Genomic DNA, 18,971 nt, shown 5'->3' on the forward strand with positions numbered 1-18,971 from the left:
GAACGCGACTGCCGTAGGGAAGAGGAGCAGCTCGTCGTGAGTGTCGTACCCGCCGAGGTTCTGTCGGGCGGCTCCCGGGCCGTGCCGGAGCCGGCGTCCGGCGCGGCCGAGCTGGGGCCGTCGGCGCGGCTGTGGCCGTCGCTGGCGGCCGTCTACCGGGCGCAGCTGTCCCGGGCCCGGGTGGCGCGGATCCCGCTGCTGTTCGTGGCGACCTTCCAGTCCGTCGGCATCGCCGTGATGATGCGCGGGGTCGTCGACAGCGGCCATGAGGCCCAGTCCGTGGTGGCGGGGTCGTCCGTGCTGGTCGTCGCCTATGTGGCGCTGAACCTGCTGTCGCAGTACTTCGGGCAGCTGCGGGCCAGCGGCGGTCTCGATCACTACGCCACACTGCCGGTGCCGCCGGCGGCGGTGGTGCTGGGCGCGGCGGCGGCGTACGCCTCCTTCACCGTGCCGGGCACCCTGGTGACCGCCGTCTTCGGATGCGTGCTGTTCGGGCTGCCCCTGTCCAACCTGTGGATCCTGGTGGCCGTCATCCCGCTCGCCGGTGCCGCGCTGGCCGGGCTGGGGGCCGCCTGCGGGCTGCTCGCGCCCCGGCCGGAGCTGGCCACGCTCCTCGGCCAGCTGGGCATGTCGGCGGCGCTGCTGCTGGGTGTCCTGCCGGCCGACCGGATGCCGGAGGTCCTCCGGCTGGCGCGGGACCTGCTGCCTTCCACGTACGGCGTGGAGGCGTACGCCCGGACGTTCGGGGCACACCCGGACTGGGCCGTCGTCCTCGTTGACCTGGGGGTGTGTGCGGGTGTCGGAGTCGTCTCGCTGGCCGTGGCGACCTGGGCGTACCGCAGGGCCGCCGTCCGGTGACGCGGCCCACAGCGCGACCTGGCACGATGGCAGGGTGACCGCACCGCTGACTCCGCCGCCGCACGACGACTCCGCGCACCAGGTCCGGCAGGCTCCGCCGCCGGCCGGGGCACCCATGGAAGGTGCGTACGAACAGGACGGTCCCGGGATGAGGGCGGAGATACGGACGGCCGCCGTGATCACGGTGGCGTCGGTGCTGGGCGGGGTGCTGCTGGGGCTGCTGTGGTGGTGGCTGGCGCCGCACGTGCCGCTGGTCGGTGACGAGATCGACAAGAGCTGGGTCGTCTACCTGAAGGACTCCGAGGGCGAGCAGGCGGTCGGGGTGGACGGCACGTTCGCTCTGCTGGGCCTGGCGTTCGGGCTGGTCAGCGCGGTCGTGGTGTTCCTGCTGCGGCGGCGTGGCGGTGTGCCGGCGGTCGTGGCGCTGGGGCTCGGCGGGCTGCTGGGGTCCCTGCTGGCCTGGCGGCTGGGCGTGTGGCTCGGTCCCGGGTCGGACGTGCTCGCGCACGCGCAGGCCGTGGGCAAGGGGGTGACGTTCTCGGCGCCGCTGAAGCTTTCGGCCAAGGGAGCGCTGCTGGCCTGGCCGTTCGCCGGGCTGCTGGCGCACCTGGGGCTGACCGCGCTGTTCGGGCCCCGGGATCCCGAGGCCCCGTACCCGCAGGGCTGACCGCGGCGTCCCGGCCGCCGGACTCGGCCGTCCGGATCTGCCGGCGGAGTCAGCCGCGGCCGATCGGCGCGAGGATCGCGTTCGTCAGCCGGGTCAGGTCCGCCGGGGCCAGTTCCACCTCCAGCCCCCTCCGGCCCGCCGACACGCAGATCGTGGGGTGGCTCCCCGCCGAGTCGTCGAGGACCGTGGTCAGCTTCTTGCGCTGGCCGAGCGGGGAGATGCCGCCGCGGACGTAGCCCGTGGTGCGTTCGGCGAGGACCGGGTCGGCCATCGCCGCCCGCTTGCCGCCCACCGCCGCCGCCAGGGCCTTCAGGTCCAGGGAGCCGGCCACCGGCACCACGCCGACCACCAGGGAGCCGTCCACGTCGGCCACCAGGGTCTTGAAGACGCGGTCGGGGGAGACGCCCATCGCCTCCGCCGCCTCCTCGCCGTAGGAGGGGTGGGACGGGTCGTGGTCGTAGGCGTGCACCGTGAAGTCCACGCCCGCTCCCGTCAGCGCCACCGTGGCGGGCGTACCCCCGGACTGCTGCTGCTTCTTCGACTTCTTCGCCATCGGAGTGTCTCGGCCTCGGCCTTCCCGGTGTTCCTCAGTTCAGACTCGTCGGCGCCCGCGTCAGCTCGAACGCGGGCAGCGACGGCAGGTTACGGATGATGGCCGTCTCCGCGCGAAGGAGTTTCAGCTCGTCCCGCAGCCGGGACGCGGTGTCCGGGGCCTGGAGCAGCCGCTGCTTGGTCGGCGTGTCGTGCACCATGGCCGCCGCCACCAGGTACGACACCACGCCCGGGTCGTCCGGCAGCTCGGCGCCGGTGGACAGCGAGCGTTCGCGGGCGCCCGCCAGCCGCTTCTGGTACTGCCGGAAGGAGCGCAGGACGCCCTCGGCCAGCGCGCCGGCCTCGTCCCCGGGCTCCTCGGGCAGCTCCTCCAGCTCCGCGGTCAGGAACGGGCCGGAGGCGTCCACGGACAGCAGCCGCACCCGGGTCGTCCCGGTCGCCAGCACCTCGAACGAGCCGTCGGACCGCTCCCGGACGGTCGCCGCGTCCGCCACACAGCCCACCCCGTGGAAGGACCGGAGCGGCTCGGGACCGAACCCCGCGGCCGGGCCCCGTTCGGGCTGTGCCGTGGGATCCGGCATGCCCGGGGCGCTCGGCGCGACCTCGTGGCCGTCGCGGATGGTGACGACGGCGAACCGGCGCGGTTCGTCCTCGGGGGTCTTCAGCAGCTCGCGCATCATGGCGCGATAACGCTCCTCGAAGACGTTGAGCGGCAGCACGAGCCCGGGGAACAGCACCGAGTTCAGCGGAAAGAGCGGGAGACGGACGGTGGTCACGGCGCCCCAGCCTAATGGTCGGCGCCGCGGGCGTGTCCGCCGTGGCCGCCCAGGGGCTCCGGCGGCGCCGACAACAGCCCGGCCGGGACGGGCCGTGGGCCCGCCGTCTCCAGGTGTTCGCGCAGCCGCAGGAAGTGGCCGAGCGGGTCGTCGGAGAACCGGTCCCAGGGGAAGGACGTGGCGTACGGACCGATCAGACGGAGCTGGGTGCGGGCGTCCTCCCGGCGGTCCAGCCGCAGCAGGACGTACAGCAGTTTGTTGCGGATCTCGGCGGGTCCGGGGTCGGCCGCCGGGAGGCGCGCGGACAGGGCGATGGCGCGGTCGGCCGCCGCGTCCAGCCGGGCGCGGGGCACCGCGGGGCCGCAGCCGTCGGTGAGGTAGCCGAAGGCCGCCCGGGCCGGCAGCGCCTGGACCGGCGACCCGGCCGGGGCGTCCTGCGCGGCCCGGTCGGCGAAGTCGAAGCACTCGTGGTGGGAGCCGTGCCAGGAGACGCTCAGATAGCGCAGGGCGGCCACATGGCAGCCGTAGTGGTGCGGGGCGCGCCGTACGGCCGCCTCCCACAGCTCCCCGAAATAGCGGTGCCCGGCCCGCGAGCCGCGGGCGTGGTCGAGCGCGATCCGCCAGGGCACCGGGTCGCGGTCGTCGGCGCGGGCGGCGGCGGTGATGAGCGGGCTCACCTCGCGCAGCAGCTCGGCGCGGGCCGGTGAGGGCCAGGCGCGGTCCACCGCCAGCTGGGTGCCGACCAGCAGCACCCCGGGGTCGTCCGGGGCGGCGGCGCGCCACTCCTCGTACCACTCGGGCCGGGACCGGGCGAAGGCGGCCAGGCGCCGGACGTACCGGTCCCGGTCCTCCCACGCGGCCGCGCCGCGGGTGGCGGCGAGCAGGCCGGCCGCGGCGGCGTATTCGCCCCGGCCGGCCGCGACCAGGGCGGGGGAGAGCCGGGCGTCGGGCGCGTCGAGCACGGCCTCGTCCCCGGCCGGTGGTCGGCCGGCCGGGCGCGGGGAGCGTTTGGTCATCCGGGTGGGGCGGATGAACGAGGGCAGCAGAGCCATGGTGTCGACCATTGAAAGACCGCAGGTCGGGGCGGCGCCAGAGGGCCGTGGCAAGTCATGGAAGGTTGTACGCCGTACGGTCAAGGGCCGGTAAAACGTACATGTTCACGTGATGTGCGGATGATGTGAGCGAGTCGTGTGGAGCGGAGAGGTCTCAGCCCCGCCGCAGCAGCCGGCTCGCGCCCGCCGCCACCGTCGTCGCCAGCACCCAGCCCAGCAGGATCATCGCCGCCGCCAGCCACTGCCAGCCGCCGCGCAGCTGCCACTGGGCGGCCTGGCCCAGGTCGATCACCGGCAGCAGCAGGTCCAGTGTGAACAGTGCGGGGCTCCAGGCCGGGTGGCCCCCGGGGCTGACCGGCGGATGGTCCGCGTGGGCGAACGCGAGCGTGCCCGCCGCCCACAGCACCGCCATCCATACGGCGGCCCGGCCCGGACGGTAGCCGTAGGCGACCGTCCAGTCCTGGACGTAGCCCCAGAGCTTGGCCGCCACCGGCAGCGTCTCGCGCCGCCGCCGCTGCTTGGCGAGCAGCACCTCGCGCGCGTCCTCGTCCTCCCCGGCGGCGCGCAGCACCGAGGCCAGCCGCTCGTACGGCTCCGGGGCGTACTCGGCGGTGGCCGCCGCCACCCAGTCCAGGCGCAGGGTCAGCGGGAACGGGCCCTGCGGCACCAGGCTCTCGTAGGCGAACCCGCCCATGTGCAGGCTGCCCGGGCCCGGCCAGCTGCTCGCGCGGTCCACCAGGTTCACGATCCGCGCGCCGGACAGCACCACCTTGCCGCGCTGCGGCCGGTCCCCGAGGAAGCGCAGCTCCGGGGTCTGCACCCGGCGCAGCGACAGTTCCTGGTCGTCGGTGAGGACGAACCGGGCCCGCTCCAGGTCGACGGCGTCGCCGAACCGCCCGTCGTCCAGTCGCACCCCGCCCTGGCACTCGAACCGCTGGATGCGTGTCCCGCGCGCGGGTGTCGTACCGCTCAGCAGCGGGCTGCCCACGCCGGCCGGGGTCAGGTACAGGGTGCGCTCGACCGACATCTGGGGGGCGTTGAGGGCGAAGCGGGAGTAGGGGTTGGCGAGCTTGGCGCCGCGCAGGCTGAGCGAGACGCCGATCTGGGCGCCGCGCAGGCTGAACTCGCCGTGCGACTCCAGCATCTCCGCCTGGAGGTCCTGGCCGACGGTCATCCCGTCCGCCGCGATCGACCGTCCGCTGCGGTCGCGGTACGCGATCGCCTGGTTGAGCAGCAGATCGGTGCCGATGTGCGCGTCCGTCAGCCGGACCCCGTTCGGGAACCGGCAGCGCGGCAGGTGCAGATCGCCCTCGGTGTGCACCCGGGCCGCCTCCAGGCGGGGCACCGCGCAGTCCACCAGGCGTACGGTCGTGAACCGGGCCTCCGGCAGCCGCACCTCCTCGTCGAAGCGGCAGCCGCGCAGCTCCACGTACGGCGTGACCTGGCCGCCCGACAGGTCCAGGGCGCCGGTGATCCGCACGCCCACGAGCTTCAGCGAGGACACCCGGCCCGCGAGCGCCGGCGGGCCGTCCAGCAGCAGCCAGCAGACGATGCGGGCCCGTACGGTCCGCTCGGGGCCCCAGGGGTGCCCGCCGTGCGGATCGTCCACCGCGAACTCGCCGCTGCTCAGGTCGTACACGCTGCCGTTGCGGAAGGCCTGCCACATGCCCGCCTCGGTCGCGGTCAGGTCGTCCGGCAGGTCCCCGGTGCGGTCGCCGGCCCCCTCGGTCACCGCGCTCCCTCCCGGTTCAGTGGTTTTCGGTGGTTTTCGTACAGCCGTTCATGCCCGCTGCGTGACCCCCGGAACACCAGGCGTGAAGCTGATCTTCCGGGTTCCGGCCAGCCTATGTACCAGCCTTTGGCCCACGTTCTGTATCAGCCATTGATACGCGCGGACGGCCGTCGGCGGCGGTCTGAGAGAATTGGGACTGTGATCTCCCGAATCGATCTGCGCGGCGACGCCCTCCCCGAGGGACCCGCCCTGCGCGACCTGCTGCCCCGAGCCGACTTCGACGTCTCGGCCGCCCTGGAGAAGGTGCGTCCGATCTGCGAGGCCGTGCATCATCGTGGCGACGCGGCGCTGATCGACTTCGCCGAGAAGTTCGACGGAGTACGGCTGGAATCCGTCCGTGTCCCGGCCCAGGCGCTCACCGACGCCCTCGCCGGCCTCGACCCCGCGGTGCGCGCCGCCCTGGAGGAGTCCATCCGCCGCGCCCGCCTGGTCCACCGCGAGCAGCGCCGTACGACGCACACCACGCAGGTCGTGCCCGGCGGCTCGGTCACCGAGAAGTGGGTGCCGGTCGAGCGCGTCGGGCTGTACGCGCCCGGTGGCCGCTCGGTCTACCCGTCCTCCGTGATCATGAACGCCGTGCCGGCCCAGGAGGCCGGTGTCGAGTCGATCGCGCTCGCCTCCCCGCCCCAGGCCGACTTCGGCGGCCTGCCCCACCCGACGATCCTCGCCGCCTGCGCCCTGCTCGGCGTGGACGAGGTCTACGCGGCCGGCGGCGCCACCGCCGTCGCGATGTTCGCGCACGGCACCGAGTCCTGCCCGCCGGCCAACATGGTCACCGGCCCCGGCAACATCTGGGTCGCCGCCGCCAAGCGCTACTTCACCGGCAAGATCGGCATCGACGCCGAGGCCGGCCCCACCGAGATCGCGGTCCTCGCGGACTCCACCGCCGACCCGGTGCACATCGCCGCGGACCTGATCAGCCAGGCCGAGCACGACCCGCTCGCCGCGGCCGTGCTGGTCACCGACTCCGCCGAGCTGGCGGAGGCGGTGGAGAAGGAGCTGGCGCCGCAGGTCGCGGCCACCCGGCACATCGACGACCGGATCGTGCCCGCGCTCAAGGGCAGGCAGTCCGCGATCGTCCTCGTGGACGGCATCGAGGAGGGCCTGAAGGTGGTCGACGCCTACGGCGCCGAGCACCTGGAGATCCAGACGGCCGACGCCGCCGCGGTCGCCGACCGGGTGAGGAACGCGGGCGCGATCTTCATCGGCCCCTGGGCCCCCGTCTCGCTGGGCGACTACGCGGCCGGGTCCAACCACGTCCTGCCCACCGGCGGCTGCGCCTGCCACTCCTCGGGCCTGTCGGTGCAGTCCTTCCTGCGCGGCATCCACATCGTGGACTACACGAAGGACGCGCTGGCCGAGGTCGCGCATCACGTGGTGACGCTGGCGGAGGCGGAGGACCTGCCCGCGCACGGCGCCGCGATCAAGGCGAGGTTCGGCTGGAAGGTACCGACGAGCAAGTGACCGGCATCGACGATCTCCCCGTACGGGACGAGCTGCGCGGCAAGTCCCCCTACGGCGCGCCCCAGCTGGACGTCCCCGTACGGCTGAACACCAACGAGAACCCCTACCCGCTGCCCGAGCCGCTGGTCGAGCGGATCGTGGAGCGGGTCCGTGCGGCCGCCCGCGACCTGAACCGCTACCCGGACCGGGACGCGGTCCAGCTCCGCGCCGAGCTGGCCACGTACCTGACGAAGACGGGCAAGTACCCGCTCGGCATCGAGAACGTCTGGGCCGCCAACGGCTCCAACGAGGTCATCCAGCAGCTGCTGCAGACCTTCGGCGGGCCGGGGCGTACGGCGATCGGCTTCGAGCCCTCGTACTCGATGCACGCGCTCATCGCGCGCGGGACGGGGACCGGCTGGATCTCCGGTCCGCGAGGCGAGGACTTCACGATCGACCTCGCCGCCGCGAAACGGGCGATCGCCGAGCACCGGCCCGACGTCGTCTTCATCACCACCCCCAACAACCCCACCGGCAACGCGGTCCCGCCCGAGACGGTCCTCGCGCTGTACGAGGCGGCGCAGGCGGCCAAGCCGTCCATGGTGATCGTGGACGAGGCGTACGTCGAGTTCAGCCACGGCGAGTCGCTGCTGCCGCTGCTCGCGGGCCGCCCGCACCTGGTCGTCTCCCGCACCATGTCGAAGGCCTTCGGCGCGGCGGGCCTGCGCCTCGGCTATCTCGCCGCCGACCCCGCCGTCGTGGACGCGGTCCAGCTCGTCCGGCTGCCCTACCACCTCTCGGCGATCACCCAGGCGACCGCGCTGGCCGCGCTGGAGCACACCGACACGCTGCTGGGCTACGTCGAGCAGCTGAAGTCGGAGCGCGATCGGCTGGTCGCCGAGCTGCGCGCGATCGGCTACGAGGTCACCGAGTCCGACGCCAACTTCGTGCAGTTCGGCCGGTTCGACGACGCCCACGAGGCCTGGCGGAAGATCCTCGACCGGGGCGTCCTCGTCCGGGACAACGGCGTACCGGGGTGGCTGCGGGTGTCCGCCGGCACCCCGGAGGAGAACGACGCGTTCCTGGACGCGGTCCGTGATGTGCAGTGTTTCGTGGGGGACACCCCCACGCCCCCGAAGGAGCTTGAGGCATGAGCCGCGTAGGACGCGTGGAGCGCACCACCAAGGAGACCTCGGTCCTGGTCGAGATAGACCTCGACGGCACCGGGCGGACCGACATCGCCACCGGTGTCGGCTTCTACGACCACATGCTCGACCAGCTCGGCCGGCACGGTCTGTTCGACCTGACCGTGAAGACCGACGGCGACCTGCACATCGACTCCCACCACACCATCGAGGACACCGCCCTCGCGCTGGGCGCCGCCTTCAAGCAGGCCCTCGGCGACAAGGTGGGCATCTACCGCTTCGGCAACTGCACGGTCCCGCTGGACGAGTCCCTCGCCCAGGTCACCGTCGACCTGTCCGGCCGCCCGTACCTCGTGCACACCGAGCCCGAGAAGATGGCGCCGATGATCGGCGAGTACGACACGACGATGACCCGGCACATCCTGGAGTCCTTCGTCGCCCAGGCGCAGATCGCGCTGCACGTGCACGTGCCGTACGGGCGCAACGCGCACCACATCGTGGAGTGCCAGTTCAAGGCGCTGGCCCGGGCCCTGCGCTACGCCTCCGAGCGCGACCCGCGCGCGGCGGGCATCCTCCCCTCCACGAAGGGCGCGCTCTAACCCATGAACGGTCTGTCGACCCTTCTGATCGTCGTCGGCCTCTTCCTGGTCGGCGGCATCGTCTCGTTCGTGAAGCAGAAGATGCCCACGAGCCTCATCGTGCTGCTCTCCATCGGCGCGGGCATGTGTCTGGTCGCGGGCGTCCTGCGGCTGGAGGTGTGGAATTGAGCACCAAGAAGGTCGTGGTCTTCGACTACGGCTTCGGCAACGTCCGGTCCGCCGAGCGCGCCCTCGCGCGCGTGGGCGCCGATGTCGAGATCACCCGTGACTTCGACCGGGCGATGAACGCCGACGGCCTGCTCGTGCCGGGCGTCGGCGCGTTCGCCGCCTGCATGCAGGGCCTGCGCGCCGCCCGCGGCGACTGGGTCGTGGACCGCCGGCTGTCCGGCGGGCGCCCGGTGATGGGCATCTGCGTCGGCATGCAGATCCTCTTCGCGCGCGGCATCGAGCACGGCGTGGAGGCCGAGGGCCTGGACGAGTGGCCCGGCACGGTCGCGCCGCTCCAGGCCGACGTCGTGCCCCACATGGGCTGGAACACCGTCGACGCCCCGGCCGACTCGCGGCTGTTCGCGGGACTGGACAGCGACGCCCGCTTCTACTTCGTGCACTCCTACGCCGTCCACGACTGGTCCCTGGAGACGCACAACCCGTTGATCGAGGCCCCCAAGGTCACCTGGTCGACGCACGGCGAGCCGTTCGTGGCCGCCGTGGAGAACGGCGCCCTGTGGGCCACCCAGTTCCACCCCGAGAAGTCCGGCGACGCCGGCGCCCAGCTCCTCACCAACTGGATCGGAACCCTGTAGACCATGGCCAAGCTCGAACTCCTCCCCGCCGTCGACGTCCGCGACGGCCAGGCCGTACGCCTCGTCCACGGCGAGTCCGGGACCGAGACCTCCTACGGCTCCCCGCTGGAGGCCGCCCTCGCCTGGCAGCGCTCGGGTGCCGAGTGGCTGCACCTGGTCGACCTGGACGCCGCGTTCGGCACGGGCGACAACCGTGAGCTGATCGCCGAGGTCGCCAAGGCGATGGACATCAAGGTGGAGCTGTCCGGTGGCATCCGCGACGACGACACCCTCGCCGCCGCCCTCGCCACCGGCTGCACCCGGGTCAACCTCGGCACCGCCGCCCTGGAGACCCCCGAGTGGGTCGCCAAGGTCATCGCCGAGCACGGCGACAAGATCGCGGTCGGCCTGGACGTGCGCGGCACCACCCTGCGCGGCCGCGGCTGGACCCGCGACGGCGGCGACCTCTACGAGACGCTGGCGCGCCTCGACAAGGAGGGCTGCGCCCGCTACGTCGTCACCGACATCGCCAAGGACGGCACCCTCCAGGGCCCGAACCTGGAGCTGCTGAAGAACGTGTGCGCGGCCACGGACCGCCCGGTCGTGGCCTCCGGCGGCGTGTCGTCCCTGGACGACCTGCGTGCCATCGCCGAACTGGTCCCCCTCGGTGTCGAGGGCTCCATCGTCGGGAAGGCCCTGTACGCGAAGGCGTTCACCCTGGAAGAGGCCCTGGAGGCGGTAGCCAAGTGAGCGACGTCCGACGCGTGTCGACCGGCGCGCCCTGGGAGGAGCAGTTCGGCTACTCCCGCGCGGTGGAGCTGCCGAACGGCCTGGTCCTGGTCTCGGGCTGTACCTCCATCGTGGACGGACAGATCGCCGGGGGCGGCCCGTACGAGCAGGCGGTCAACGCGTTCCAGGTCGCCCTGGCGGCACTGGAGCAGGTGGGGCTCGGCCGGGACGACGTCGTGCGCACGCGCATGTACCTCACGCACGCGCGTGACGTGGACGAGGTCGGCCGTGCCCACAAGGAGCTGTTCGACGCCGTCCGGCCCGCCGCATCCATGATCATCGTCTCCGGCTTCGTGGACCCCAGCCTGGTCGTCGAGGTCGAGGTGGAGGCGTTCCGAGGAGCTACGGCATGACCCTGGCCATACGAGTCATCCCCTGCCTGGACGTGGACAACGGCCGGGTCGTCAAGGGTGTCAACTTCCAGAACCTGCGCGACGCGGGCGACCCCGTCGAGATGGCCAAGGTGTACGACGCCGAGGGCGCCGACGAGCTGACGTTCCTGGACATCACCGCGTCCTCGGGCAACCGGGAGACGACGTACGACGTGGTGCGCCGCACCGCCGAGCAGGTGTTCATCCCGCTGACCGTCGGCGGCGGCGTCCGCACGGCCGAGGACGTGGACAAGCTGCTGCGGGCGGGCGCCGACAAGGTGGGTGTGAACACCGCGGCGATCGCCCGCCCCGAGCTGATCCGCGAGATCGCGGAGCGCTTCGGCCGCCAGGTGCTGGTCCTGTCCGTCGACGCCCGCCGCACCGAGTCCGGATCCTTCGAGGTGACCACCCACGGCGGCCGGCGCGGCACCGGCATCGACGCCGTCGAGTGGGCGCACCGGGCCGCCGAGCTGGGCGCGGGGGAGATCCTGCTCAACTCGATGGACGCGGACGGTACCAAGGACGGCTACGACCTGGAGATGATCGCGGCGGTCCGCAAGCACGTGACCGTCCCGGTGATCGCGTCCGGCGGCGCCGGCAAGCTGGCCGACTTCCCGCCGGCCGTCGCGGCGGGCGCGGACGCGGTCCTGGCGGCGTCGGTGTTCCACTTCGGCGACCTGCGCATCGGCGAGGTGAAGGAGACGCTGCGGGGGGCGGGACACCCCGTCCGCTAGGCGTCGGCGACAGCCCCGGCCGCACCGTGGCCGGGGCTTTCGCATGAGGAGATACGAAAGGAATATTGCGCAAGAGTTGTTGCGCAATATTTCTTTCGCATCTAGGGTCGTGGCATGGCCAGCGAAGAAGACCGCCGGATCACGGACACGGGCACCCTCAAGGCGCTCGCCCATCCCCTGCGCATGAAGCTCTACCGCCTGCTCTTCGTCAGCGAGGTGGCCACCGCCTCCCAGCTGGCCGAACAGGTCGACGAGGCCGTCTCCCTGGTCAGCTACCACCTGCGCAAGCTGGCCGAGCACGGGCTGGTGGAGGAGGCCGAGCCGCGCAGCGCCGACGCACGTGAGCGCTGGTGGCAGCCGTCCTCCGAAGGCGTGTCCATCCGCGACCAGGACTTCCGTGACGCCCCCGAGAAGGTGGCCGCGCACCTGGCGGCCTCGCGGCTGTTCCTGGACCAGCGCGCCGAGCTGTACCGGAGGTACCTCGACGAGCGCGCCCACTGGGCGCCGGAGTGGAACGAGGCGGCCCTCGACGCCGAGTCACTGCTCCGGCTCACCGCCGGCGAACTGGCCGACCTCAGGAAAGACCTGATCGCCCTGCTCAAGCGGTACGACGAGCAGGGCCGCGCCCGCGAGGCCGCGGGCGACACCGCGGGACGTGAACACGTCGCGCTGCACGTGTACGGCTTCCCGTTCCGCGTCTGAGAGGACGGCCTTCCGTGACCGCCACGCTCATACCGCCCGCCGACGTGCGGGCCCACCGCGACCCCAACGTCCTGCGCTGGCTCGCCGCCTACACGTCCTCGATGCTGGGCGACAGCGTCTACTACCTCGCCCTGTCCTGGGCCGCCGTCCAGACAGGCAGTCCCGCGCAGGCCGGGCTGGTGATGTCCGCCAGCGCGCTGCCCAGGGCCGTGCTGATGCTCGGCGGGGGAGTCGTGGCCGACCGGCTCGGGCCGCGCAGAGTCGTCATCGGCAGTGACGCCGTACGCTGCGCCGCCGTCCTCGCCGTGGCCGCCCTGCTGTTCCTCACCCGCCCCGGCCTGTGGCCGCTCGCCCTGCTGGCACTCGTCTTCGGCGTCGTCGACGCCGTGTTCATGCCCGCCGTGGGAGCCCTCCCGGCCAGGATCACCGGGAAGGACCAGCTCGCCCGCGTCCACGGCATGCGCGGCCTCGCCATCCGCTTCTCGAGCGTCGTGGGCGCCCCGCTCGGCGGCCTCGCCGTGGCGGCCGGCGGCGCCCCGGCCGCGTTCGCTCTCGCCGGACTCCTCATCGCCCTGTCGGTACCGCTGCTGATGTCACTCCGGGTGCGGGAGCTGCCCGCCGACGCCACCGGCACCGCTCCCGGCGCCGACGACGGGGCCCCGGCCGCGTCCCGCCCCGGCGCCACCCCCTGGAGCGACCTGAAGGCGGGGCTGCGCTACGTCCGCGGCCACCGGGTCCTCGGCCCGCTCATGCTCGCCATCGCCCTCGGCGACCTGGGCTTCGTCGGCCCCCTGAACGTGGGCCTGACCCTGCTCGCCGACCGGCGCGGCTGGGGCGCCTCCGGCATGGGCTGGGTGCTCGCCGGGTTCGGCGTCGGCGCCGGAGCCGCCTCCCTGCTGCTGGCCGTCCGGGGCCGGCTGCCCCGCGCCGGGCTGGTCATCGGGTGCGCGTGCACCGCGGGCGCGGTGGCCGTCGGCGCTCTCGCCTACGTCCCCGCCCTCACGGCCGCCGTCGCCACGGCCGTGCTCGTCGGCCTGCTCACCGGGCTCAGCGGCGCCCTGTGCGGCGCACTGCTCCAGACCGGGACCGACCCCGCCTACCTGGGCCGGGTGACCTCCGTCTCCAGCCTGGTCAGCCTCGGCCTCACCCCGCTGAGCATGCCCTTCGCCGCCGCCGCGATCGGCGCCTGGGGGCTCGGCCCGGTCTACGTCGTCAGCGCGACCGTCTGCGGCCTGGGCGGAGCCGTCGCCCTCCTCGTGCCGGGCCTGCGCCGCGCCGAACTCCCCCGCTGACCGCGGCTCACTCCCCGGGCTCCTCCCGGACGCCGGGCCGTCTCAGATGCCCAGCTGCTTGGACTCGTGCAGCCGCGCGATCGCGTCGGCGTCGCCGTCCAGCTCCACCCGGGCCGCGCTCTGCCGGCCGAACGCGAACATCAGCAGCTCCGACGGCTCACCGGTGGCCGTGACCACCGGGGTGCCCCGGTGCGCCACCGTCGTCTGGCCGTCCGGGCGGCGCAGCACCAGGCCCGTCGGCACGCCCCGGCCCATCAGCCGCGCGACGCGCTCCAGCCGCGACCACAGCGCGTCCTGGAAGACCGGATCCAGCTCGCGAGGCGCCCAGTCCGGCTGGGCGCGGCGGACGTCCTCGGTGTGGACGTAGAACTCGACGATGTTGGCCGCCTCGTCGACCTGCTTGAGCTGGAACGGCGAGAACCGGGGCGGGCCGGTACGGATCAGCTGGATCAGCTCCTCGTACGGCTTCGCGGCGTACTCGGCCATCACCCTGTCCAGGCGTGCCGCGAGCGGCTTGAGCAGCGCGCCCCCGGCCGCGTCGGGGCGGCGCTCGCGGACGATCACGTGGGCGGCCAGATCCCGGCTCCGCCAGCCCTCGCAGAGGGTTTCGGCGTCCGGGCCGACGGTGTCCAAGAGGTCGGCGAACAGGAGCCGTTCACGCTTGGCGAAGGTCGACATACTGAAAGCCTACGACCACATGATCGGTCCGCCCAATGGACGGCGTCCGAACCGTGCCGGTGCGGCGCGGCACAATGGCATCCATGACCAGTACGACCGGCAGCCCCCGGCCCAGCAGCCTCGACCCGGAGATCGCCGCGCGGCTCAAGCGCAGCGCCGACGGGCTCGTCCCCGCCATCGCCCAGCAGTACGACACCGGCGAGGTGCTCATGCTCGGCTGGATGGACGACGAGGCGCTGCACCGGACGCTCACCACGGGCCGCTGCACCTACTGGTCGCGCAGCCGCCGCGAGTACTGGGTCAAGGGCGACACCTCCGGTCACTTCCAGTGGGTGAAGTCGGTGGCGCTGGACTGCGACGCCGACACCCTGCTGGTCCAGGTCGACCAGGTGGGCGCCGCCTGCCACACCGGCGCCCGCACCTGCTTCGACGAGGACGTGCTGCTGGGCGCCGCCGATACCGGCGCATCCGGATCCGGTCAGTAAGGTCAGCGGCCATGGACCTCGAGACGTTCCGCAAGCTCGCCACCGACCGCCGGGTCATCCCGGTCACGCGCAAGCTCCTCGCCGACGGCGACACCCCCGTCGCGCTCTACCGCAAGCTCGCCGCCGAGCGCACCGGCACCTTCCTGCTGGAGTCCGCGGAGAACGGCCGGTCCTGGTCCCGGTACTCCTTCGTCGGGGTCCGCAGCGCCGCCACGCTCACCGCGCGCGACGGACAGGCCCACTGGCTCGGCGCCCCGCCCGTCGGCGTCCCCACCGACGGCGACCCCCTCGCCGCCCTGCGCGCCACCCTCCAGGCCCTGCACACCCCCCACCAGGAGGGCCTGCCGCCCTTCACCGGCGGCATGGTGGGCTACCTGGGCTACGACATCGTCCGCCGCCTGGAGAAGATCGGCCCCGGCGAGCGCGACGACCTGCGGCTGCCCGAGCTGACCATGCTCCTCACCAGCGACCTCGCCGTCATGGACCACTGGGAGGGGTCGGTCCTGCTGATCGCCAACGCGATCAACCACAACGACCTGGACACGGGCGTCGACGAGGCGTACGCCGACGCCGTGGCCCGCCTGGACGCCATGGAGGCCGACCTCTCCCGCCCGGTCGCCCAGCCCCCGGCCCACCTCCCGCCCTCCGAGCTGCCCGCGTACACCGCCCGGTGGGGCGGCCCCGACTTCCAGGCGGCGGTGGAGGACGTCAAGGAGCGCATCCGCGCGGGCGAGGCCTTCCAGGTGGTGCCCTCCCAGCGCTTCGAGACCCCGTGCACCGCGAGCGCCCTGGACGTCTACCGGGTCCTGCGGGCCACCAACCCCTCGCCGTACATGTACCTCTTCCGCTTCGACGGGTTCGACGTCGTCGGCTCCTCCCCGGAGGCGCTGGTCAAGGTCGAGGACGGCCGCGCGATGGTCCACCCCATCGCCGGCACCCGGCACCGCGGGACCACCCCGCAGGAGGACCAGGCCCTCGCCGACGAGCTGCTCGCCGACCCCAAGGAGCGCGCCGAGCACCTGATGCTGGTCGACCTCGGCCGCAACGACCTCGGCCGGGTCTGCCGGCCGGGCTCGGTCGAGGTGGTCGACTTCATGTCCATCGAGCGCTACTCGCACGTGATGCACATCGTCTCGACCGTCACCGGCACGGTGGCCCCCGGCCGCACCGCCTTCGACGTGCTCACCGCCTGCTTCCCCGCGGGCACCCTCTCCGGCGCCCCCAAGCCCCGGGCCATGCAGATCATCGACGAGCTGGAGCCGTCCCGGCGCGGCCTGTACGGCGGCTGCGTCGGCTACCTGGACTTCGCCGGCGACTCCGACACCGCGATCGCCATCCGTACGGCCCTGCTCCGCGACGGCACGGCCTACGTCCAGGCCGGCGCCGGCATCGTCGCCGACTCCGACCCGGTCGCCGAGGACCAGGAGTGCCGCAACAAGGCGGCGGCGGTGCTGCGGGCGGTGCACACGGCGAACCGCCTGGGGCGGTAGGGCCTTTCTCGGCCCCCGGATGCCTCTCATGGCAACCCCGGGTGCCGGTTCGCACGGGGTTCAGGCGATAGTGGAGTACGTGACAGCTGCACCTCACCCCTCTTCCGAAGCCGCCGCGCCCGCCCGGTCCGGCCGGCGGAGCCTCGCCGTGGCCCTCCTGTTCGGCGCGCTCGGCGCGGCCGTGGCGCTGCTCGCGACGCGGCAGCGCTGGGCGGAGGGCACCGCGACGGTGGCCGGCGGCGCGTTCCCGCTGACCGCCAAGGGCAGTGACGTCACGGGCGTCCCCGCGGCCCTCGCCATAGTGGGCCTCGCCGCGCTCGTGGCCGTCTTCGCCGTCCGCAGGGCGGGCCGCCTCGCCGTCTCCGGGCTGCTCGCGCTCTCCGGTGCCGGGATCGCCGCCGCGGCCCTCCTGACCGCCTCCGACAGCTCGGCGCTGGACGAGAAGGCCGCCAAGGCCAGCGGCGACACCTCCGCCACGGTCGACGCGCTCACCCACACCGGCTGGCCCTACGTCGCGGCGGCCGGCGGCCTGCTGATCCTGCTCGCCGGGCTGCTCGCCCTGCGCTACGGCAGCCGCTGGCCCGCGATGTCCGGCCGCTACGAGCGCGGCACCGCCCGCCCGCGGCGCACGGCCCGGCCGGCCGACCCGGAGCGGCCCGAGGAGATCTGGAAGGCCCTGGACCGGGGCGAGGACCCGACGGGCGCCTGAGCCGGAGCCCCGCACCGGCTCGACGCGGTGAACCGGACGCGTGGTCGACCCGGTGAAGCCGCTGGGCGGTGAACCAGACGTGTGGTGAAGCCGCTGTGTGGCGAACCAGACGTGTGGTGAACCAGACGCCACCCCCGCGTCCGGCACGCGCCCGCGTACGGGACAATGGACGGCGAGCGTCCGGCTCGACACGTATACAGCAACGAGGAGCAAGTCATGGCGGGCAGCAGCCACGGTCACACCCCGGCCGCCTGGACCGGTGTCATCATCGCCTTCATCGGTTTCTGCGTCGCGGGCGCCTTCATGGTGATGGCCCAGCCGGTCGGCTTCTGGGCCGGCATGGCGATCGTGGTCCTCGGTGGCGTGGTCGGCGCCGCCATGCGCGCCATGGGCCTCGGCCAGCCGAAGCAGACGCACGCCTTCCAGCACGCCGCTCCCGCCGCGACCCGCGAGCCGGTGGCCGCCGAGGGCTGAGCGCAGCGCTTTCCGACAAGGGGCGGCCGGGCATCCCTCAGGGGTGCGGGCCGCCCCTCTCGTCTGTCGCGCGGCTGACGCGGCGGCGGGGGACAATGCCCGGGTGAGCGCCGACAGCCGTACGGTTCCGGCCCCGGACCCGCCGAGTGTCCCGGCCCCGGGCCCGCTGAGCGTCCCGGCCCGGGACCCGCTGTGCGTCCCGGGCCCGGCCCCCGCGTCCGTCCGGCGGCGGCTGGCCGTCCCCGTGGGGCTGTTCGCGGCCGTCGCCGGGGCCTTCGCGTACGTCGGTGCCGTCGACCCGAACGAACCCGGCCACTACCCCGTCTGCCCCCTGTACGCCCTCACCGGCCTGTACTGCCCGGGCTGCGGCGGACTGCGCGGCGTGCACGCCGTGGTCCACGGCGACCTCCCCGCGGCGCTGCGCGACAACGCGCTGGGCGTGGCGGCCTGTCTGGGCTTCGCCGTGCTCTGGGTCGTGTGGGTGGCCCGCGCGGCGCGCGGGCGGCCGCCGCGGACCGGGCGTACCGGCCTCGGACCGGCACACCTGTGGGCCGTCGGCGTCGTGCTGCTGGTGTTCACGGTCGTCCGGAATCTGCCGTTCGGTGGCTGGCTTCATCCTTGATCGAATGGCGAATGTCCAGGTAGTGGGACCGGGCGTCCGCCGGATGCGAAGCCTCGGCCCTCCTGCGGATACCATCGCATTGACCACGGGTTTTCAGAGCCCGCAGGAACCACCGTCTGAAAGGGGGCCGCTCGCGTGAGTGTGCTCGACGAGATCATCGACGGAGTCCGTGCCGACCTCGCGGAGCGGCAGGCACGCGTCAGCCTCGACGAGCTCAAGGAGCGTGCGGCCAAGGCCCCCGCCGCCAAGGACGGGGTGGCCGCGCTCAAGGGCGAGGGCGTCAAGGTGATCTGCGAGGTCAAGCGCTCCAGCCCCTCCAAGGGCGCGCTGGCGGCGATCGCCGACCCGGCCGGACTCGCCGCGGACTACGAGGCGGGCGGCGCGGCCGTCATCTCCGTCCTCACCGAACAGCGCCGCTTCGGCGGCTCGCTCGCCGACCTGGAGGCCGTCCGCTCGCGGGTGGACATCCCGGTCCTGCGCAAGGACTTCATCGTCACGTCGTACCAGCTGTGGGAGGCCCGGGCGTACGGCGCCGACCTCGCGCTGCTCATCGTGGCGGCCCTCGACCAGTCGGCCCTGGAGTCGCTGATCGAGCGCGCGGTGTCCATCGGCCTGACCCCCCTCGTCGAGGTGCACGACGAGGACGAGGTCGAGCGGGCGGTGGACGCCGGCGCCAAGATCATCGGCGTCAACGCGCGCAACCTGAAGACGCTGGAGGTCGACCGCGGCACCTTCGAGCGGGTGGCCCCGGAGATTCCGGCGCACCTGGTGAAGGTGGCCGAGTCCGGAGTCCGCGGCCCGCACGACCTGATCGCCTACGCCAACGCGGGCGCCGACGCGGTACTGGTCGGCGAGTCCCTGGTGACCGGCCGCGACCCGAAGGCGGCCGTGGCCGACCTGGTGGCCGCCGGCGAGCACCCGGCGCTGCGCCACGGCCGGGGCTGATCACCGCTAGGCTG

Annotated in this window: 23 protein-coding genes; 18 read left to right on the plus strand and 5 right to left on the minus strand. The window is 73.4% G+C overall.

Annotation, left to right across the window (positions count from 1 at the left end; all coding sequences use genetic code 11):
- The first annotated feature begins 36 nt into the window (after window positions 1–36).
- Window positions 37–858, plus strand: coding sequence for an ABC transporter permease (locus ACZ7KF_RS27940; protein WP_471080585.1), 822 nt, complete (start codon window positions 37–39; stop codon window positions 856–858).
- A gap of 34 nt (window positions 859–892) precedes the next feature.
- Window positions 893–1,525: an AAA family ATPase gene (locus ACZ7KF_RS27945; RefSeq protein ID WP_471080588.1), complete on the plus strand. Its 633-nt coding sequence runs from the start codon at window positions 893–895 to the stop codon at window positions 1,523–1,525.
- Window positions 1,526–1,574: 49 nt separating this feature from the next.
- Here the strand turns inward: ACZ7KF_RS27945 and ybaK are convergent, their stop codons facing one another.
- The 4 genes from ybaK to ACZ7KF_RS27965 form a co-directional block, all read right to left on the minus strand.
- Window positions 1,575–2,078: a Cys-tRNA(Pro) deacylase gene (gene ybaK, locus ACZ7KF_RS27950; protein ID WP_471080591.1), complete on the minus strand. Its 504-nt coding sequence runs from the start codon at window positions 2,076–2,078 to the stop codon at window positions 1,575–1,577.
- 34 nt (window positions 2,079–2,112) lie between these two features.
- Window positions 2,113–2,853 carry an LON peptidase substrate-binding domain-containing protein gene (locus ACZ7KF_RS27955; protein WP_471080594.1) on the minus strand — a complete coding sequence of 247 codons (741 nt, stop codon included), beginning with the start codon at window positions 2,851–2,853 and terminating at the stop codon, window positions 2,113–2,115.
- Between the two features lie 11 nt (window positions 2,854–2,864).
- The gene (locus ACZ7KF_RS27960) at window positions 2,865–3,917 is read right to left on the minus strand and encodes a hypothetical protein (protein ID WP_471080597.1); all 1,053 of its coding nucleotides are present in this window, start codon (window positions 3,915–3,917) and stop codon (window positions 2,865–2,867) included.
- Window positions 3,918–4,059: 142 nt separating this feature from the next.
- Window positions 4,060–5,637, minus strand: coding sequence for an oxidoreductase (locus tag ACZ7KF_RS27965; RefSeq protein WP_471080600.1), 1,578 nt, complete (start codon window positions 5,635–5,637; stop codon window positions 4,060–4,062).
- Between the two features lie 198 nt (window positions 5,638–5,835).
- On the opposite strand from ACZ7KF_RS27965, the gene hisD reads away from it, so the two are divergent.
- The 10 genes from hisD (at window position 5,836) to ACZ7KF_RS28015 (ending at window position 13,554) form a co-directional block, all read left to right on the plus strand.
- Complete coding sequence (gene hisD / locus ACZ7KF_RS27970; protein ID WP_471080603.1) at window positions 5,836–7,161, plus strand: histidinol dehydrogenase; 1,326 nt, start codon at window positions 5,836–5,838, stop codon at window positions 7,159–7,161.
- A complete protein-coding gene (locus ACZ7KF_RS27975; RefSeq protein WP_471080606.1) occupies window positions 7,158–8,294 on the plus strand; it encodes a histidinol-phosphate transaminase in 1,137 nt (378 codons plus the stop codon). The genes hisD and ACZ7KF_RS27975 overlap by 4 nt, the downstream gene beginning before the upstream one ends.
- Window positions 8,291–8,884, plus strand: a complete 594-nt coding sequence (gene hisB / locus ACZ7KF_RS27980; protein ID WP_030743584.1) for an imidazoleglycerol-phosphate dehydratase HisB — start codon at window positions 8,291–8,293, stop codon at window positions 8,882–8,884. Before ACZ7KF_RS27975 ends, hisB begins: the two co-directional genes overlap by 4 nt.
- 3 nt (window positions 8,885–8,887) lie before the next feature.
- Entirely contained in the window at window positions 8,888–9,052 is a 165-nt protein-coding gene (locus ACZ7KF_RS27985; RefSeq protein ID WP_201838685.1) for a hypothetical protein, read from the plus strand.
- Window positions 9,043–9,687 carry an imidazole glycerol phosphate synthase subunit HisH gene (hisH, locus tag ACZ7KF_RS27990; RefSeq protein ID WP_471080609.1) on the plus strand — a complete coding sequence of 215 codons (645 nt, stop codon included), beginning with the start codon at window positions 9,043–9,045 and terminating at the stop codon, window positions 9,685–9,687. Before ACZ7KF_RS27985 ends, hisH begins: the two co-directional genes overlap by 10 nt.
- Window positions 9,688–9,690: 3 nt before the next feature.
- Complete coding sequence (gene priA / locus ACZ7KF_RS27995; RefSeq protein ID WP_471080612.1) at window positions 9,691–10,416, plus strand: bifunctional 1-(5-phosphoribosyl)-5-((5-phosphoribosylamino)methylideneamino)imidazole-4-carboxamide isomerase/phosphoribosylanthranilate isomerase PriA; 726 nt, start codon at window positions 9,691–9,693, stop codon at window positions 10,414–10,416.
- Window positions 10,413–10,808 (plus strand): RidA family protein, encoded by a 396-nt coding sequence (locus ACZ7KF_RS28000; protein ID WP_471080615.1) that lies wholly within the window; start codon window positions 10,413–10,415, stop codon window positions 10,806–10,808. The genes priA and ACZ7KF_RS28000 overlap by 4 nt, the downstream gene beginning before the upstream one ends.
- Complete coding sequence (gene hisF, locus ACZ7KF_RS28005) at window positions 10,805–11,560, plus strand: imidazole glycerol phosphate synthase subunit HisF (protein WP_471080618.1); 756 nt, start codon at window positions 10,805–10,807, stop codon at window positions 11,558–11,560. Before ACZ7KF_RS28000 ends, hisF begins: the two co-directional genes overlap by 4 nt.
- 114 nt (window positions 11,561–11,674) lie before the next feature.
- Window positions 11,675–12,262, plus strand: coding sequence for a helix-turn-helix domain-containing protein (locus ACZ7KF_RS28010; RefSeq protein ID WP_471080621.1), 588 nt, complete (start codon window positions 11,675–11,677; stop codon window positions 12,260–12,262).
- A gap of 14 nt (window positions 12,263–12,276) precedes the next feature.
- Window positions 12,277–13,554 carry an MFS transporter gene (locus ACZ7KF_RS28015; protein WP_471080624.1) on the plus strand — a complete coding sequence of 426 codons (1,278 nt, stop codon included), beginning with the start codon at window positions 12,277–12,279 and terminating at the stop codon, window positions 13,552–13,554.
- Window positions 13,555–13,596: 42 nt separating this feature from the next.
- Here ACZ7KF_RS28015 and ACZ7KF_RS28020 read toward each other — a convergent pair whose 3' ends face one another.
- Window positions 13,597–14,232 carry a TIGR03085 family metal-binding protein gene (locus ACZ7KF_RS28020; protein WP_471080627.1) on the minus strand — a complete coding sequence of 212 codons (636 nt, stop codon included), beginning with the start codon at window positions 14,230–14,232 and terminating at the stop codon, window positions 13,597–13,599.
- A gap of 83 nt (window positions 14,233–14,315) precedes the next feature.
- Here ACZ7KF_RS28020 and hisI point away from each other — a divergent pair, with 83 nt between their 5' ends.
- From hisI to trpC, 6 genes are all read left to right on the plus strand, one after another.
- On the plus strand, window positions 14,316–14,717 hold the full coding sequence (gene hisI / locus ACZ7KF_RS28025; protein WP_471080630.1) for a phosphoribosyl-AMP cyclohydrolase: 402 nt from the start codon (window positions 14,316–14,318) through the stop codon (window positions 14,715–14,717).
- Window positions 14,718–14,728: 11 nt separating this feature from the next.
- The gene (locus ACZ7KF_RS28030) at window positions 14,729–16,207 is read left to right on the plus strand and encodes an anthranilate synthase component I (RefSeq protein WP_471080633.1); all 1,479 of its coding nucleotides are present in this window, start codon (window positions 14,729–14,731) and stop codon (window positions 16,205–16,207) included.
- 70 nt (window positions 16,208–16,277) lie between these two features.
- The gene (locus ACZ7KF_RS28035) at window positions 16,278–16,916 is read left to right on the plus strand and encodes a TIGR02234 family membrane protein (protein ID WP_471080636.1); all 639 of its coding nucleotides are present in this window, start codon (window positions 16,278–16,280) and stop codon (window positions 16,914–16,916) included.
- 216 nt (window positions 16,917–17,132) lie between these two features.
- The gene (locus ACZ7KF_RS28040) at window positions 17,133–17,390 is read left to right on the plus strand and encodes an HGxxPAAW family protein (RefSeq protein ID WP_471080638.1); all 258 of its coding nucleotides are present in this window, start codon (window positions 17,133–17,135) and stop codon (window positions 17,388–17,390) included.
- Between the two features lie 190 nt (window positions 17,391–17,580).
- Window positions 17,581–18,012 carry a DUF2752 domain-containing protein gene (locus tag ACZ7KF_RS28045; RefSeq protein WP_471080758.1) on the plus strand — a complete coding sequence of 144 codons (432 nt, stop codon included), beginning with the start codon at window positions 17,581–17,583 and terminating at the stop codon, window positions 18,010–18,012.
- Between the two features lie 135 nt (window positions 18,013–18,147).
- Window positions 18,148–18,957: an indole-3-glycerol phosphate synthase TrpC gene (gene trpC, locus ACZ7KF_RS28050; RefSeq protein WP_471080641.1), complete on the plus strand. Its 810-nt coding sequence runs from the start codon at window positions 18,148–18,150 to the stop codon at window positions 18,955–18,957.
- Window positions 18,958–18,971: the final 14 nt, after the last annotated feature.

Source organism: Streptomyces sp. NPDC038200 (genome assembly GCF_055600785.1).

Excerpts from the sequence above, each read along its gene's own strand:
- ybaK (WP_471080591.1), bottom strand. The coding sequence starts at position 2,078 with ATGGCGAAGAAGTCGAAGAAGCAGCAGCAGTCCGGGGGTACGCCCGCC.
- ACZ7KF_RS27960 (WP_471080597.1), bottom strand. The coding sequence starts at position 3,917 with ATGGTCGACACCATGGCTCTGCTGCCCTCGTTCATCCGCCCCACCCGG.
- hisB (WP_030743584.1), top strand. The coding sequence starts at position 8,291 with ATGAGCCGCGTAGGACGCGTGGAGCGCACCACCAAGGAGACCTCGGTC.
- ACZ7KF_RS27985 (WP_201838685.1), top strand. The coding sequence starts at position 8,888 with ATGAACGGTCTGTCGACCCTTCTGATCGTCGTCGGCCTCTTCCTGGTC.
- priA (WP_471080612.1), top strand. The coding sequence starts at position 9,691 with ATGGCCAAGCTCGAACTCCTCCCCGCCGTCGACGTCCGCGACGGCCAG.
- hisF (WP_471080618.1), top strand. The coding sequence starts at position 10,805 with ATGACCCTGGCCATACGAGTCATCCCCTGCCTGGACGTGGACAACGGC.
- ACZ7KF_RS28010 (WP_471080621.1), top strand. The coding sequence starts at position 11,675 with ATGGCCAGCGAAGAAGACCGCCGGATCACGGACACGGGCACCCTCAAG.
- ACZ7KF_RS28020 (WP_471080627.1), bottom strand. The coding sequence starts at position 14,232 with ATGTCGACCTTCGCCAAGCGTGAACGGCTCCTGTTCGCCGACCTCTTG.
- hisI (WP_471080630.1), top strand. The coding sequence starts at position 14,316 with ATGACCAGTACGACCGGCAGCCCCCGGCCCAGCAGCCTCGACCCGGAG.
- ACZ7KF_RS28030 (WP_471080633.1), top strand. The coding sequence starts at position 14,729 with ATGGACCTCGAGACGTTCCGCAAGCTCGCCACCGACCGCCGGGTCATC.
- ACZ7KF_RS28040 (WP_471080638.1), top strand. The coding sequence starts at position 17,133 with ATGGCGGGCAGCAGCCACGGTCACACCCCGGCCGCCTGGACCGGTGTC.